13 protein-coding genes are annotated in these 15,468 nt (G+C 51.5%); 4 read left to right on the top strand and 9 right to left on the bottom strand.

Annotated elements, in window-relative coordinates:
• Positions 1–51: 51 nt before the first annotated feature.
• Positions 52–2,649 carry a bifunctional aconitate hydratase 2/2-methylisocitrate dehydratase gene (gene acnB / locus ABIC79_RS09305; protein ID WP_013576973.1) on the bottom strand — a complete coding sequence of 866 codons (2,598 nt, stop codon included), beginning with the start codon at positions 2,647–2,649 and terminating at the stop codon, positions 52–54.
• A gap of 656 nt (positions 2,650–3,305) precedes the next feature.
• Here acnB and ABIC79_RS09300 point away from each other — a divergent pair.
• Positions 3,306–3,632 carry a hypothetical protein gene (locus tag ABIC79_RS09300; protein ID WP_112150979.1) on the top strand — a complete coding sequence of 109 codons (327 nt, stop codon included), beginning with the start codon at positions 3,306–3,308 and terminating at the stop codon, positions 3,630–3,632.
• Between the two features lie 15 nt (positions 3,633–3,647).
• Positions 3,648–4,163 carry a hypothetical protein gene (locus tag ABIC79_RS09295; protein WP_013576974.1) on the top strand — a complete coding sequence of 172 codons (516 nt, stop codon included), beginning with the start codon at positions 3,648–3,650 and terminating at the stop codon, positions 4,161–4,163.
• A 105-nt stretch (positions 4,164–4,268) separates the two neighbouring features.
• On the opposite strand, the gene ABIC79_RS09290 is transcribed toward ABIC79_RS09295, so the two are convergent.
• The 8 genes from ABIC79_RS09290 to ABIC79_RS09255 all read right to left on the bottom strand — a co-directional run bounded on the left by ABIC79_RS09290 (position 4,269) and on the right by ABIC79_RS09255 (position 13,264).
• Positions 4,269–5,252, bottom strand: coding sequence for a fimbrial protein (locus tag ABIC79_RS09290; RefSeq protein WP_228388992.1), 984 nt, complete (start codon positions 5,250–5,252; stop codon positions 4,269–4,271).
• Between the two features lie 7 nt (positions 5,253–5,259).
• A complete protein-coding gene (locus tag ABIC79_RS09285) occupies positions 5,260–7,701 on the bottom strand; it encodes a fimbria/pilus outer membrane usher protein (RefSeq protein ID WP_168444242.1) in 2,442 nt (813 codons plus the stop codon).
• Between the two features lie 80 nt (positions 7,702–7,781).
• Positions 7,782–8,423 (bottom strand): fimbrial biogenesis chaperone, encoded by a 642-nt coding sequence (locus ABIC79_RS09280; protein ID WP_321195013.1) that lies wholly within the window; start codon positions 8,421–8,423, stop codon positions 7,782–7,784.
• 166 nt (positions 8,424–8,589) lie between these two features.
• Complete coding sequence (locus ABIC79_RS09275; RefSeq protein WP_354566878.1) at positions 8,590–9,114, bottom strand: fimbrial protein; 525 nt, start codon at positions 9,112–9,114, stop codon at positions 8,590–8,592.
• 262 nt (positions 9,115–9,376) lie between these two features.
• Positions 9,377–10,432: an extracellular solute-binding protein gene (locus ABIC79_RS09270; protein WP_369794759.1), complete on the bottom strand. Its 1,056-nt coding sequence runs from the start codon at positions 10,430–10,432 to the stop codon at positions 9,377–9,379.
• 57 nt (positions 10,433–10,489) lie between these two features.
• A complete protein-coding gene (locus tag ABIC79_RS09265; RefSeq protein WP_013576978.1) occupies positions 10,490–11,326 on the bottom strand; it encodes an ABC transporter permease in 837 nt (278 codons plus the stop codon).
• On the bottom strand, positions 11,323–12,186 hold the full coding sequence (locus tag ABIC79_RS09260) for an ABC transporter permease (protein ID WP_013576979.1): 864 nt from the start codon (positions 12,184–12,186) through the stop codon (positions 11,323–11,325). The genes ABIC79_RS09265 and ABIC79_RS09260 overlap by 4 nt, the downstream gene beginning before the upstream one ends.
• Positions 12,173–13,264: an ABC transporter ATP-binding protein gene (locus tag ABIC79_RS09255; protein ID WP_013576980.1), complete on the bottom strand. Its 1,092-nt coding sequence runs from the start codon at positions 13,262–13,264 to the stop codon at positions 12,173–12,175. Before ABIC79_RS09255 ends, ABIC79_RS09260 begins: the two co-directional genes overlap by 14 nt.
• Positions 13,265–13,492: 228 nt before the next feature.
• Here ABIC79_RS09255 and ABIC79_RS09250 point away from each other — a divergent pair, with 228 nt between their 5' ends.
• The gene (locus ABIC79_RS09250; RefSeq protein ID WP_013576981.1) at positions 13,493–14,323 is read left to right on the top strand and encodes a glycerophosphodiester phosphodiesterase; all 831 of its coding nucleotides are present in this window, start codon (positions 13,493–13,495) and stop codon (positions 14,321–14,323) included.
• Between the two features lie 22 nt (positions 14,324–14,345).
• Positions 14,346–15,458: an ROK family transcriptional regulator gene (locus ABIC79_RS09245; RefSeq protein ID WP_354566875.1), complete on the top strand. Its 1,113-nt coding sequence runs from the start codon at positions 14,346–14,348 to the stop codon at positions 15,456–15,458.
• The last annotated feature ends 10 nt before the right edge of the window (positions 15,459–15,468 follow it).

Here is a 15,468-nt window from a genome sequence, read left to right as displayed (position 1 = left end):
AATAAAAAAGGGAGCCGAAGCTCCCTTTCACACTGGCGCAAATATAGCGACTTAGACTGCGGTTTGGAAGATCACGCCGTCAGCTTTATCGGTATATTCACTCAGCTTGTCGAAGTTCAGATAACGGTAAGTATCCACTGCGGTCTTATCCACTTCCGCCATATAACCCAGATATTCTTCCGGCGTTGGCAGACGGCCCAGCAGTGAGGCGATCGCCGCCAGTTCCGCCGAAGCCAGATAGACGTTAGCGCCGTTGCCCAAACGGTTCGGGAAGTTACGGGTAGAGGTGGAAACGACGGTAGAGCCGTCCGCCACACGCGCCTGGTTGCCCATGCACAGTGAACAGCCCGGAATCTCAACACGCGCACCGCTCTTACCAAAGACGCTGTAATAGCCCTCTTCCGTCAGCTGAGCCGCATCCATTTTGGTCGGTGGCGCAACCCACAAGCGGGTTGGCAACGCGCCTTTATGGCTGTCGAGCAGTTTACCCGCCGCACGGAAGTGACCGATGTTGGTCATGCACGAACCGATAAAGACTTCATCGATTTTGCTGTTCTGTACGGAAGACAGCAGACGCGCATCATCCGGATCGTTTGGCGCACAAAGAATTGGCTCTTTGATCTCGGCCAGATCGATTTCGATCACTGCCGCGTATTCAGCATCCGCATCGGCTTCGAGCAGGGTCGGATTCGCCAGCCACTCTTCCATGCCTTTGATACGACGCTCGATGGTACGACGATCGCCGTAACCTTCAGAGATCATCCACTTCAGCAGAACGATGTTAGAGCTGAGGTATTCTTTGATCGGCGCCTGATCCAGTTTGATCGTACAACCTGCCGCTGAACGTTCTGCGGACGCATCCGCCAGTTCAAACGCCTGTTCGACTTTCAGTTCCGGCAAGCCTTCGATTTCCAGAATACGGCCAGAGAAGAGGTTTTTCTTGCCCTTCTTCTCGACGGTCAGATGACCTTCTTTGATCGCGTAGTAAGGGATCGCATGCACCAGGTCACGCAAAGTGATGCCCGGTTGCATTTTGCCTTTGAAACGCACCAGAACGGATTCCGGCATATCAAGAGGCATCACGCCGGTCGCTGCCGCAAAGGCCACCAGACCGGAACCCGCCGGGAACGAAATCCCGATCGGGAAACGGGTATGGGAGTCACCGCCGGTGCCGACAGTGTCAGGCAGCAGCATACGGTTCAGCCAGGAGTGAATGATGCCATCGCCAGGGCGCAGTGAAACACCGCCACGGTTCATGATGAAATCAGGCAGCGTATGGTGGGTGGTCACGTCAACCGGCTTAGGATAAGCAGCGGTATGACAGAATGACTGCATCACCAGATCGGCAGAGAAGCCCAGACACGCGAGGTCTTTCAGTTCATCACGGGTCATCGGACCGGTGGTGTCCTGAGAACCCACGGACGTCATTTTGGGTTCACAATATTCGTTCGGACGAACACCGGCAACGCCACAGGCGCGCCCCACCATTTTCTGCGCCAGCGAGAAACCTTTGTTGCTTGCAGCAACAGGTTTCGCAATGCGGAACACTTCGCTCTGCGGCAATTTCAGGGATTCACGGGCTTTGGTGGTTAAACCACGGCCGATGATCAATGGAATACGGCCGCCTGCGCGCACTTCGTCGAGCAGGACATCGGTTTTCAGTTCGAAAGTCGCGAGCACTTCGTCGGTTTCGTGATTCCGCACTTCACCTTTATACGGATAGATGTCGATAACATCGCCCATATTCAGGTTGGACACGTCCACTTCGATCGGTAAGGCACCGGCATCTTCCATGGTGTTGAAGAAGATTGGCGCGATTTTACCGCCGAGCACCACACCGCCGCCGCGTTTGTTTGGCACATGAGGAATGTCATCACCCATGAACCACAGCACGGAGTTAGTGGCCGATTTACGCGAAGAACCGGTACCGACAACGTCACCCACGTAAGCCAGCGGGAAACCTTTTTTGTTCAGTTCTTCGATTTGTTTGATCGGACCGACGCTGCCCGGTTGATCCGGATGAATGCCTTCGCGTTCATTTTTCAGCATTGCCAGCGCATGCAGAGGAATATCTGGACGGGACCAGGCATCCGGAGCTGGTGACAAATCATCGGTATTGGTTTCACCAGTCACTTTAAACACCGTGACGGTGATTTTCTCAGCCAGTTGCGGACGTGACAGATACCATTCGGCATCCGCCCATGACTGGAGGATTTTTTTCGCGTGTTCGTTGCCCGCGTGTGCTTTTTCTTCCACATCGTAGAAGTTATCAAACATCAGCAGCGTGTGAGACAGCGCTTTCGCGGCAATGGGTGCCAGCGTTTCGTTATCCAGTGCGTCGATCAGCGGGTGAATGTTATAACCGCCCTGCATGGTGCCCAGCAGTTCAACGGCTTTTTCAGGAGTGACCAACGGAGAGGTAGTTTCGCCTTTGGCGACTGCAGCCAGGAATCCGGCTTTAACATAGGCGGCTTCGTCGACGCCCGGTGGAACACGGTTAATCAGCAGGTCTAACAGAGTGTCTTCTTCGCCTTGTGGCGGATTCTTCAGGGACTCAACCAACGCTGCCATCTGTGAAGCATCAAGTGGCTTAGGGACGATGCCCTCTGCAGCACGCTCGGCTACGTGCTTACGGTATTCTTCTAGCACGACTTTCTCCTCGCTCTCATTGTCATTTATTATGCCTGGCTTCCATCATCAGCCTCGCGTCATGCCTGTAGGGACAGGGGAATTCAAACGGTCTGATGACTCGGGGACACTGCGGGTATGATTGTTTCTTTGTCGGTTTACGACACATCCTGAACCTGAGCACAGTGCCCTTTAGCGCCCGGGCAGCATAGCAGGATTTTGCCCGCTTGTTAATTCGTTCACATAAAAGCAACATTAAATCTTTGCTGAATCGTTGAGCACAGACGGATCGGCTGTTCATCCCAATTCGCCTTCTAGATCATCACAACAACCCTGATCACACAAGGGAATAAACGGTGGGAAATGCAGAAAAAAGACACAAAAAAACCGCCCCAAAGGACAGCCGGTTTGTATCTTCGAAGTGCTGGCAGGTCAGTGCTTCCTGAACAGAAAGTGAGTGAAAAGCAATCTTATAACCCCCGGACTCATCTTGGGATCGCAAAACACAACATTGGCAGGAAATACTTATTGCTCGGGAAAACAACTTCGCTATATGTTTTTGAATATTGATTTATTACTGATTACTCAGGAAGAAAATTACCGGTTTATTTAATGCACCAAATTTATGATGGCAGTTTAACTATTGATATTTAATATGAAAGTTAAGGAGTGTTGAAATGATGGGATGCAATGGTAATGTGGCATTTGGAAATGAAAGCCGGAAAACTATTCAAGTTATAAGGAAACAATTTGAACTGTACAATTTAGGAAGATACTTGCTCACATCGGGCGTTATGTATTCTATTTTTGTTAAAAACGGAGCATTAGCAAGCAGTTATTATATAAACCAAACAGACTTTGTCAGTTTCTTTCATTCAGCAGAAGCATTTGACCAATATGCGAAAAACCAAATTTACCTTTCAATAAACAGACAACTGATATTTTCGACAACGCATGGTACAGAACATGCCTTCTGGAAATGCATGGAAAAAACGTTTAAATAACAGGGATCGTTAAAAATGAAAAAAAACCTTCTGATGCTTATGCTCACGATGACATTCTCTTGCTTTGCGCATATCAATGAAGACATCGAATATAGCCGTGATAAGTATCTTTTAGCCTACAATAATCTCAACACTAAACTGGAGGAATGTATGGCAGAAATGAAATCCCGGCCTTTTATTACTTCAGCCGATATAGCAGATTATGACAAAAGAACGGTAAGCATCGCCGTTTTATACCTTGGCACCGCTCAAATCGATCAATGTGCCGGGAATGAACATCATCAGTTTATGATCAGGGCATTTGACTACTACGATGCACTAACAGAAGTTAGCGTCTACAGCCAACAAGTTAAAACACTTCATAATGATCTTTTTGCTCTTTTACCTGCCGGAAATATACGGTTAGAAAGAGAATATGAGAGCTTTCCCTTAAAAACCAGGACTGAGTTAGAAGCACGCTTAAAAAATAAAAACCTCAGATCCTACCCCTCATTCCAAAGCAGCCCGCAGTATGATTTTGATGATAAATAGCCGGAAACCGACACTCAGTGCGGACACGCCGGGAGGTTATCGTACATATCTGGCTGTTTTATCAGAACAAACTTCACTTCATGTCGTCTGCAAAGGCGACCTTTCTCAATAATAAATCATCGTAAACGTGGCCGTGCCATTCGCACTCCCGCTGCTGAGTGTTTGCCCGTTGAGATAGTAGCGGGCAAAAAAGGGAATACTCAGGCTTCCTTCGCTGGCCGAAGGGGTGATTGCCCATTGTTGTCCGAGGCTCACAGGCGAGGTATCGCCTTTCAGGATCTGAATTCCCACTCCGGATGCCTGCCCTTCCGCACCATTGCTGATTTTGATCACACCGGCGACCAGCGAATCGTCAGCAGTGCCATCGATACGGATATTCACATTCGCCCCGGCATCACAATTGAGTTCGATGCTAAATGGGACATCGGGCGTGACGCCGCCAGCGGAGGCACTGGAAAAAAGCCCCGGCCAGACCGTGCCCAGAGAAACATTAATGGTGTTATTCAGCACATCGCAGCTTTCCGTTCTGATATTGATATTGCCTGTGTAGGAGAGCGTGTTGGCTCCCCCGCCCCCGAGGCCGGATTTGCCATACACCCCCAGCCCGAAACGGGTCTGGCTTTGCGCCAGTGCCGTATCCGAAATGTCATTGGCGGTTTTGACTAACGATAACGTGACAGCTATCTGATAGCTGAGACTGCTGTCCAGGTTACCCAGCGATGTGTTGCGCGTATCGCAGCCTACACCACCGCCAACCACACGTTGTCCGCTGGAGTTAGTCAGGGCAATACCGATGCCCTCGACACCGGTAGAGTAAACGCCGGGGAAACCCGCGATTTCTGTACCGTTTCCGTAGTAACAGGCGATGATCGGGTCGCCGGAGAGTTCGTTGCTGCCGTTTGTACCGCAAGTACCGCTGATGCTGAAAGTATGCTGACTTCCGGGAATATCCGCCCCAACAGGCAAAGAGGATGTTACCGCAACCGAACTTAAATCCCAGGACTGCGGCATTACCGGTGCGGTAGAACAGGCTGCCCATAATTTGCCAGAAAATAGGGTCAGACAAACCAGCAGTATCATCATTTTCATAAATACCTCATCGACATACGCTGCTGGCCTGAGAGACCGCCGCTTTTTGCGCACCAGATAATGTAAACGGTGCTTCGCACTGTCCCCCTTGCCATGTCACTCTGACTGCGCCCTGATCCGACAAGCCACTGAGATACACCTGCCCCTGGTCGCCGACGATGGCGCGGTTTCGTTCGTCGCCCACCACAAACGCCTCTGCGCCGAAGGGCACAGGCTGCCCGTTATAGGTAAGGTTGAGCAATAATCTGCTACCGGCCCGCGTGGTAAAGGACGCCATAACCACGGCACCGGCAGTGGGAACAACGGAAAGGATGTTGTCGTCAATATCGACGTTTTCGTCCAGTGATGTGGTATCCAGCGCCACACGGGTTCGCTTGTACGGGCTGAGATAATTCACCACCGCGTAGCCGCGCCAGTCGGTATACACGCCGGTATTATTTTGCAATTTCACGCCCGCCGCCCCCGGGGCGCGGACAATGGCAATGGCAGAGAGATCGCTGGCAAGAGGCTGCGCGAAAGTGACACCGAAGGGATGGCCCACAATGGCGCCCTGCCATCCGTAATTGACCTGATGAGTGTCCTGATTGTAGTTGTAGCCCCCGCTGAGCTGCGCGGCGCTGCCCAGATAATTCAGGCTGGCGCTACCGCTGTTTCCCTGCCCGTGAGTGCCATAACCTTCACTGACGGCATAAGAGAGGTTGTTATCCTCAAGCAGCATGCCGTTGATACCGGTCTGATAAAGCGTCCGCCCGTGACTGGCGCTGTTCACGTTAGCCGTGGCCCAGGCGTTTGACAGCCAGCGACCCAGGGGGATACTGACATTAAAGGCGATCTGTTTATCGCTCTCAGTGCCGTAAGTACGGTTATCCGATACCGATAAGGCGTAATCGATACTGGCAATATTGACGTTGTAACTGATCCCCAGACTGCGCTGATTAATTTGCGACTGTCGGTAGTTTTGCTGATACCACGAAAGCGAAAGCGATCCCCACTGCCCGTTGTTGATCATCTGGGTCAGGTTAAGGCGATACTGTTCCCGTGGCTGACCATAGTAATTTCCGTTGCTTTCGTCCTCACGCCAGTTACTGGCATCACTGAAATGATAAAAATCCCCGGCAAAGCGGATCCCTGCCAGCGACAGCGTTGAGCCTGTTGCAGTCACACTTTTGGCATATTGCAGCCGGTATGCCTGACCGCGTTCTGTGTGATTGTCTGTCAGTTCGCTGTTGGCCAGCGTGGTATCAAATGACAAGGATCCCCAATCCCCGACCATACTGCCGATACCGGCATTCGCCGCTTTATAGTTCTGCGCCAGCTGACTGCCGCCAAACAGCGTCACGCCATAACCCAGACCATAAATCAGTGATCCCTGAAGAAATTCAGGTTCATCACCCCCGGACTGATAGGTGCGGTATTTCCCCAGTGTCAGGGCATATTTCAACCGGCCTTCGCGCTGCATGATCGGGATAGCAGAAAATGCCTGGGTAAAATGTCGCTCTTCGCCATTACTTTCCCTGACCGTTATCTCCAGATCCCCGGAAGCGGAAGTCGGGTATAAGTCGTCGATGCTGAAAGCGCCGGGCGGCACATAGGTCTGGTAGATCACCATGCCGTTTTGCTTAATCGTCACCTGCGCGTTGCTTCGGGCAATACCGCGGATCACGGGGGCGAAGCTGCGTAAGCTGTCAGGCAACATATTGTCATCGGAAGACAACTGCACGCCGCGAAAGGTAAAACTGTCAAAAATATCCGCAGGTGTCGTGCTTTCTCCCGCGATAAATTGCCCTTTGAGCACCGGCACATCGCGCTGGAGAAAGCTGTACGCCGAATCCCAGTCCTGCTGCGATTGCCCGTCAATGTTGCGGCTGTAACGCCAGGTGCTGTAGTTGCGCAGCCGCCAGCCGCCCCAGTTGGCACCACTTCTCAGGCTCAGAAACTGGCTCTGATCACTGCCGCCTGAATTTTGCCAGGTACGGGCACCGCTGAGGTTGTAATTAAGCAGTAAGGCCGGCGTTCCCTCATCCCATAACTCCGGGCTGACCGCGCCCCTTGCCAGCGTGTCGAGCAATCCCTGAGGGATGGTGATCAGGAGTTTCTGGCGGGAAAAGTCAAACTGGCTCACAACACCGGGCATCAGCGGCGTGAAATCCTCAACCGGCTTTTGTACAGGCCAGTCGCGTAATGCCGGAATGCTGCGGGTTCTGAGTCCCAGATTTTGCCATTGTGCCGGAGTAAAAAGCGGGGAGAGTGTCAGATCCCTCAAGGCGATAAACGTCACATCCTGCCGCCCTTTCGGCACATTGTTCACCAGCACATCCACGCGGTAAACACCCGGCGTCTGCCCGCCAGCCCGGGAAAATTGCGATATATCCACCGGCGCGCCCGGATGTTCTATTTCCAGTGCCTGAACGTTAAAACGGTCATCCGCGCGTGTTTCAGATGTTCCCAAAGCGATTCCCGCCAGAAGCCATGACCGCAAAAGGGAAGATGAAAGATGCGTAACGACATGATTTTTATTCATAACATGCCTCAGCGCATCCGGTTTTTTTCCACTGAACTGGTACCGCCATAATCATTGACGACCTGCCAGCTGACCTCGCCAGTGACCGCTCCCTGAGGCCAGGGATAACGGGCTTCCCCAAAGGGCGGAACCATGGTGTTACCTGTCGCCACACGGTTGCTGCCAAGGTTTAACCTGAAAAATGTGAAGTAATAAGGTGTCGGATTGGTCACCCGCAGCGTTGAGTCCTGACGGGAGAACTGCAACTGCCGCCAGGCGCTTTGCGCGGCGGGGGCGAGCAACGCTGCGGGCCGGTAAAAAAGCTTCAGGCGCGTCTTCACCACGATTTGCAATAAACCGGCGGGGGCATTTTCAGGCAAACGGGGGATGGATTTGATATTCAGCCAGAACAGGGATTCGCGATCTTCAGGCAGCACGCCGCCTGTACGGATAATTCGCAGACTGTTATCTTGACCGGCATTCAGCCGAAATAAAGGGGGAGTCACGATAAAAGGCGCAGGAACGGAGGATTTTTGTGTCCCGTCAGGTCCGTTATTATCCACCCATGACTGGATCAGAAAGGGCTCTGACTGTGCACCCTGATTACTGACGGTCAGCGAGGTTTCTTTTTTATTACCCGGATATATCACCCGCGTGGCTTCTGTAATCACACCCGCATAAACCGGAGGCACAGAAAAGAGAACAAATAACATCCCTGATAAAATAATAAAAAGACGCCGCATATATTCCTCTCATATTTCCGTCAATAAAAAAAGACATCCGCGTCTGAAGCTCTGGCATCCCTGCCAGTTTAAAGAGATTATTTGTTGATTATTATTATTGATAATTAATGGTGAACTGAGAGGTCCCATTTGCTGCGCCTTCGCCTACGGTTGCCCCGGTACTTTTGTAGCGGGCGATAAAGTTCATATCCACCCCTTCGGCGGTCGCATCAATGGGATAAAAACGTGAGGCCGTGTAAAGAGGAATTGGTGTCCCCTGACTATCCGCAATTTCAATGCCTATACCGGTTGCGCCACCGCTAACTTCCAGCAGCTGATTATCCACTGCATCGGCGGTACCATCAAATTTGACGGCCGCAGCGGTGAAGGTTGTCGGGCAGTTGGTGAGTGAAATCGTGAACGCGGTCGGCGAAGAGGTATCACCGGCTGCCGTAAATGAGGTCGCGGCGACAGTGCCTAAATCCACATTAATGGATGCGTTATTTCCGCCATTCACATCACACGTCGTGGCAACAATTTGTCCGATGAAATTAATGGTGCCATCGGCTGCCTGTACGACGGTCTGACTGAAACACAAAACCGTACCAAGAAGTAAAATAAAAGGATTACGCTTATTCATGGAATAATACCTGAGATTAAAATTAAATAAATCCCACCAGATTCATTTATCAAAGCTGGCGATATACATTCACTTTAAACAAGCAGGTATATTTGAGGTAATCACATCCCCTCACATTATTTTATCGATAACATTGAGCTGAAGAAAATAAATGAATGAGGATGTAATGAGATAAATGAGAACAGGCACAGTGTATGCCACGGGTGAAAAAAGGCAAAAAAACCGGAAATGAGAAATATTTCCGGTTTCAGACATGGACGACTTATTGCATAGAAACCTGGCGCACAAACTCTTTTCTGAGCTGCATGCTGTATTCCTTGCCGTAAAACTGCGTGGCAATGTCTGGCTGCACCACGTCTGTTTTCACTTGTTTGTTCATCGGCACCGCGCCGAAAGCGACATTCAACGCACGCTGGGTTTCAGCTTGCGTTAACCAGTTCAGGAACACCGCCGACGCCGCCGGATGTGTGCTGTTTGCGGCAATAGCCGCAATATTGCCCCCTCCCGGCATACCAAAAGCCGGAATATAAAATTTCAGGCGCCCGGTAATCGCCCCGGATTTTTGCAAACCTGCCAGATGATCTTCCCAGGCGGGTACCAGCAATAATTCGCCATCATTCAGACGGGTCAGGCTATCCGCACCCGATGCGGTCTGGGTGATTTTTTCTTTATTACCGACGAACCATTCCCAACCCTTTTTCCAGTTTTTAATAATGTCAGGATCGACTTGCGTGGCATCGGCATCAAATGTGCCTGAGGAGAGGGTGACCACGCGCTGAATAAAGGCTTCGCCTGCCCCGCCGTTATTCGGATCGTTGTAACCAAACTTCTTCGGATTCGCATCGATAAAGTGTTGTAAATCATCGAGTGATTGCGGCAAAGGTTGATTGCCCATCTGTTGCGGATCGTAGGCCATACCGGTTTGGTTGCCCCAAAAGGCAACCGCATATCCTTCGGTATTCACGCTTTGCAACTGATGCACCGCATCCCCGTAACCCGGCAGCCAGTCTACCTGCGCCAGGGCATTTGCTTTACGGATGATCGGTAATTGCGCCACCGACAAGGCCACCACGTCCATTTTGCCTTTCTCGCGGCGAGCTTCCGCCAGCAGTTTATTCATGTTGCCATCAATCGACCCTTCCGGAATACGCACTTTAATTCCGTACTGTTTCTCAAAATCAGCAACGAAACTGCGCCATTGCGGTTGTAAATACCAGACGTTGAAGGTGACTGAGCCTTCTTTTTTGGCCTGTGCGACGACAAGATCCCAATCTTGTTGTGCCAGTGGCGTGGCGGTCGCTGCCCCGCTCAATAACATGCCACTGAGAAATAAAACCGTGCCTGTTTTCATGTTGAATGACTCCCTTATCAAGGATCACGCCTTGCCGGTTGACTGTGACAGATAATTCCCTTTCAACAGCTTCTCAATAATGACCATCAGGACTACATTCGGGATCACCAGGATCATTGAGACTACCGCCGCATCCGGGCGCACAAAGGAATAGCCGAGAAAAGAATAAAGAATGGTCGGCACGGTAATAAAATCTGGCGCGCCAAGAACGTATGAAATGCTGAACTCTTCTAAACTGCGCACCAGACAAAAAATCAACGCGGCCAGGAAACTGGGCTTGAGCATCGGTAAAAAAGCATTGCAGAACGTTCCCCAATGGCTGGCACCGAGATCGCGACTGGCATCAATTAAATCCTGCGGCACCGCTTTAAACCCTGCGGACATAATGCGGATCGAGTAAGGCAGTGTCAGCACAGTGTGCCCTAACACGATGCTGATAAACGGGTTGCTGATATTCAGATTCATCAGCATGGCGCTGAAGAAAATCCCGATGATCATACCTGGCATGACCAGTGGGATCAGCGTGAGCATTTCCGCAACGGCTTTGCCCCGAAAAGTCATGCGCCCAAACGCATAAGCGGTGGGTAACGACAGCAGTAAACTCAGCATCGCCACGGCGGGCGCAATGGTGTAGCTGTTAAAGAGGGCTTCTGACAGCGAAGTTTGCTGCCACACCTGTATCCAGCGGTTAATCGACAACACTTGCGGGAATAAGTCCGGGTAGCTCCACGGGTGTTGCGGGTCAACCAGCGACCATAAGATAGCCATTGAAAATGGCAGTCCAAGCCAGACCAGATTGACCAGAATAAAGAACAACAGTGAAATCGTGACGATCAGGCGTCCATTCGCCGTGCGGTTCATTTGACCTCTCCTTTGCGGGTGGCGAGCGGTGTCAGGAGGATGGCGATAAGCAAGGTACCCAATGCTGCCGTCAGCATGATAATCACGGCAATAACCGCAGAGTTATTCCATTCGCCGTATTCCATGGCCGTGGCCTGCATCAGGCGAGCCAGCGAGTAGGTATTGCGCGGACCAGCGACGGAGAAGAAGGCAAAGTCGCCCAGCGCACCGATAAAAATAAGGATCAGGGACACTTGCACTGCGGGTAACGTCAGGGGAAAGATAACGTCCCGAAAACAGCGCCAGCGGCTGGCACCCAGGTTACTCGCCGCGTCCAGTACATCGGTACGGATTGCGTTAACTGAGCCACCGACCAGAATCAGCGCGAACGGCAGATTCTTCCAGATTTGTAAGATAACGACGCCCCAGCCAAAGTCATCGTTCTGCATACGCAGCGGTTGATCAATAACGCCCAGCGCCAGCAATAGCTCATTGATCACGCCGTGATAAGCAATAATATTGATGAACAGAAATGCCGCCACGAGGCCGGGAATAAACATCGGCGCACGCAAAACAGCAACGATACCTTCTTTCGCCACCAGCGGCTGACGGAGCCACAACGCCAGCGGGTAAGAGAGCAGCACCGCACCGAAAGCCCCCAATATTGAGACTTTAACCGAATAGATCAGCGCGCTGTGCAGCACCGGATCTTGTAATACGTTTTGCCAGTATTCGAGCGAAAACTGGCTGTCGCCGGAAAGATTGAAATAGCCGATGCTTTGTACCAGCACCACGTAAAAGGTCGATCCCATCAGCAACACAATGGTGCCTAGTCCACTGATCATCAGCAGCCAGGCGGTCAGCTCATTACGCCATTTCATCGTGCCCCTCCACTACTGGCTCGAGGAAGTGAATCGCATCCTCGGGTAAACGGAAGCAAACCCGCGCCCCGCTTTCGGCCTGCGGTTTTTTGACCAGTTGCAGACGTACCGACAATTTACCGTCATCGTTATCGCCCCATGCTTCGGTCAGGTTGCCCATAAACGCCATTTTGCGCAGCGTGAGGAAGAAATGGTTATCGCCGGTTTGTGGTTGCGGCACAAAGCGCGCATCTTCAGGCCGCCAGCAGATATAGCAATGCTCAGCGAGCGGAGGACGCGGAGAACGTACGTAAAACTCACCTAACTGGCAGCGAACCCGATAAAAACCAGGCTGTTCCGCAGGAGTGATGTGGGCGATATCGATATTGGCCGCACCAATAAAATCAGCGACGAAACGGTTAGCAGGACGGTAATAAATCTCTTCTGGCGGCCCAATTTGCTCCACGTTGCCCGCATTGAGCACCACGATCTTATCGGACATGGTCAACGCTTCGGCCTGATCATGGGTGACATAAATGGACGTGAGTTGATATTGCCGCTGTAACTCTTTGATTTCAAAACGCACACTTTCACGCAGTTTCGCATCCAGATTGGACAGCGGCTCGTCAAACAACACCACATCCGGACGCGTGACCATCGCTCTGGCCAGTGCCACGCGTTGCTGCTGCCCGCCAGAAAGTTGCACCGGCATTTTCAGGTGCTGATCCTGCAAGCCAACCTGCTTCAACGCCTCCGCCAGCCGCAGTTGCTGCTCGGCAAGAGGTAAGCGTTTTTGCTTCAAACCAAAACAGATGTTATGCGCCACATTCAGGTGCGGAAACAGCGCGTACGACTGAAAACACATTGCGGTGTTGCGCTTTTCCGGCGGCAAATTATTAACGGATTGCCCGTTAATCAGAATGCGTCCGCTGTCTGGCTGATGAAACCCGCCGATCATTTTGAGCAGCGTGGTTTTGCCACAGCCGCTCGGGCCAAGCAGGGTGACAAATTCACCTTCCTCGGCGGTGAAGGAGATCTCGCGGGCGGCGTAAAACGCGCCAAATTGCTTTGTAACCTGTTCCAGTGAAAGCGTCGACATAGTGTACAAATCCTGTGTTAATACTCCGGCAATTAAATTTACACACTAAATATAAAATTTATGTGACAAAGATCCTCAAAATCAAAACCAAGCCATAAAAACACAAAAACTAATTATTTATCATAATGTTGAATAATAAAAATAATCACTATAATTATTTTATTTCCATAATTAAATTTAAAGAGTAAATTTAATGGCCATATGTTCACACCATAAAAGGAACAGGCAATGGCGTTTAACTTTCATCAGGCCGCACAAGGCATCGTGCTGGCAAACAGTCACCGCGGCTACTCCAGCCGTTATCCGGAAAACACTCTGCCCGCGTTTATCGGGGCAAAAGAGGCAGGGACTCATTGCATTGAGTTAGATATTCATCTGACCGCAGATAATCATCTGGTGGTCACACACGATCACCGCATTGATCGCGTGTCGACCGGCACAGGTTTTGTCGAGCAAATGACGCTCGCGCAGTTACGGCAATTTGATTTCGGCGTTAAATACCATGCGCAATTTGCGGGCACGCCGATCCCTTTATTGCAGGATATTCTGCGTTGGGCGGTAGAGAATGGCATGGGCCTGATCGTGGAAGTGAAGCAACGTCGTCGACATGACGAATTTGTGTATCATCTGGTTGCCTTGTTGCAGTCAATGCCAGAGGCGCTGTCACATATTCAGTTGCTGGGGTTTAATCATGTGTTGATTAACCGCGTCAAAGCCCTGATCCCAGATTTAGCATTGCAGGTCGTGACGCTGGAGCGTTACAACAATCAACTGGCCGCCGTGCAGCATTCCCATGCCAGTTGCGTCTGTTTTGAATATGAGTTCGCCCATGTTGACGATCTTCGGGCCTATAAACAGGCGGGACTGGGGGTACGCATGTACCTGCATGAAGTGAAAAATGGCATGACACCACTGGAGCAGTACCAGCACAAATTCGGGTATGATAGTCACCCCGAGATCATGGGCTGGCTGCGTGAAGGTCTGATCGATATGCTCAGCCATGATGATCTTCCGTACCTGCAGGCGCTGATTGAAGAAGCGGGACTGCGCTGGGCCTGATAACAAAAACGATAGCCATATTATGAATGTAAAACCTGACCGTCTGGAACTGCGTCCTACCCAACGTTTGCTGCTGGAGCTGATTCGTCGCCATGCACCGGTGACACGCGCCGAACTGGCGCGCTATTCAAATCTCACTGCAGGGGCAATCACCCAACAATGCCGGGAGCTTTTATTTTCGGGTCTGGTTATCGAAGGCGAACGCAATATGGGGCAGCGCGGACAACCGTCGCTGCCCCTGCGGCTCAATCCTGGCGGCGCGTGTGCGGTCGGGCTGGCTTTCAGCCCTGGCTTTATCGACATGACGCTGGTCGATCTCAGTGGCCGCAAACTGTTCAGTATTTCTGAGCCTCATCAGGAAAATCAGCCGCTTGCCACCACACTAAAACAGATTAAAAACCTGGTGGAGCAGACGTTAAAAAAACGCCAGCTTAAACATGCGCGCATCCTCGGCATGGGGTATGCCGTGCCGGGTTTTCTCAAGCCCGATGGCAAAAAGCGTCACTGTGTGGCCTGGCTTTCAAGCTGGCGCGATGTCGACCTGCAACAGGCGTTTGAGGACAATTTGCCCTGGCCGACATGGGTTGAAAACAACGCCAATGCCTCGGCGATTGGCGAGCTGTATTCAGGTACGTGGAATTCCTATCGTGACATAACCTTTATCGATCTCGGCTACGGGATCGGTGCCGGGATTATCGCCGATGGCAAACTCCTGCGCGGCGGGTTTCTGAATGCCGGTGAAGTCGGTATGGCATTTCCCGGCGATAAACCGCGTCCATCCTATAAAGATCTGGTCGCGACGCTCACACAAGCAGGGTTAAGCGAAGCGCAACTACCGGCACTCACCGCAGAACAGCATCCCTTGCTGGAAGTCTGGTTTTCACGCTGTTGCGATCAGGTCGAGCAGAGCATCATGGGATGTCTGCAATGGCTGGATCCACAGTTGATTATTTTAGGGGGTGCCATGCCAAAAACCATCACCGAAAGGCTGACTGAGGTTTTAACGCAAAGGCTCGATGCCAGGCTTGATCCAGACCGCCCGAAAGTCCGGCTGGAGAACTCCCCGATGGGTGCCGAAAGCGCCTCGTGGGGCGCGGCGATGATCCCGTTGTATCAGGTGATTAATCAGGCATAGCGCACTATGC

Origin of the sequence: Rahnella sp. 2050, assembly GCF_040544515.1 — a bacterium.
GTDB classification, from domain to species: Bacteria; Pseudomonadota; Gammaproteobacteria; order Enterobacterales; family Enterobacteriaceae; genus Rahnella; species Rahnella aceris.
Note: the sequence above shows the minus strand (reverse complement) of the source record. Positions and strands in the feature narration are given on the sequence as shown.